Raw genomic sequence first — 652 nt, 5'->3', positions numbered from 1 at the left:
CAGGGTGATGTAGAGATCCATCACATCTCTCCCCAGGGTGCTTGCTCCCACAGTGACAGCCGGGTCAGCACGTCTTGTGCGAGAGCCTGTTGCAACTGCTGTAGTACCTTCACAAGCCGAGGTGCCTGCTCAGGGCTCCCGGTCCATTCGCTCGATTGGTACAGGGCGCAGCAGGTGAACTTGTAGAGGGCCACCAGCTCGCTATCGGTGAGTGGAGCCTGGTGGTAACGGTGGGCAGGTTTAAGCGGACTCAGCTTGGTAGAGCGGTGCTGAAGTGGTTGATGACGCCCCAGCTGATAGCGATGCCAGACTGCACGCCGGTTGGCGAGCATCATCAGCCGTACCAGCCGGTCTACCCGCCACGTCCAGGTACTGGTGACATCCATTGGCGAGTTCCACCAGAGGGTGCGCAGCAACTCAAGGATGTAGTGCGGTGGCATCGGGGCATTGCAAAAGCGGTGTAACTGTACGGCAAAGGCTAGGTAATCCTTGCGATCGATCATGAAGGCAGACATGGGGTGATTCCTTGAAATGCAAAAGGCCACCTGCAGTGAGGTGGCCCAGTGGGTAGTGTTGGAATATCCGGATCATGGTGTTGGCGCGGATGATCCGGGTTTGGGGATGCTGGCGTTATTCGTGCGCCTGCTCTGCG

At 58.3% G+C, this 652-nt stretch carries 1 protein-coding gene; it reads right to left on the bottom strand.

Annotation, left to right across the window (positions count from 1 at the left end; genetic code table 11):
- Positions 1-20: 20 nt before the first annotated feature.
- A complete protein-coding gene (locus OKC40_RS22790) occupies positions 21-515 on the bottom strand; it encodes a hypothetical protein (RefSeq protein ID WP_043852061.1) in 495 nt (164 codons plus the stop codon).
- Between the last annotated feature and the right edge of the window lie 137 nt (positions 516-652).

This window comes from Aeromonas sp. QDB11, from assembly GCF_027705265.1.
GTDB lineage: Bacteria > Pseudomonadota > Gammaproteobacteria > Enterobacterales > Aeromonadaceae > Aeromonas > Aeromonas allosaccharophila.
The sequence above is the reverse complement of the archived record's forward strand: the minus strand, read 5'-3'. Positions and strand labels throughout refer to the sequence as shown.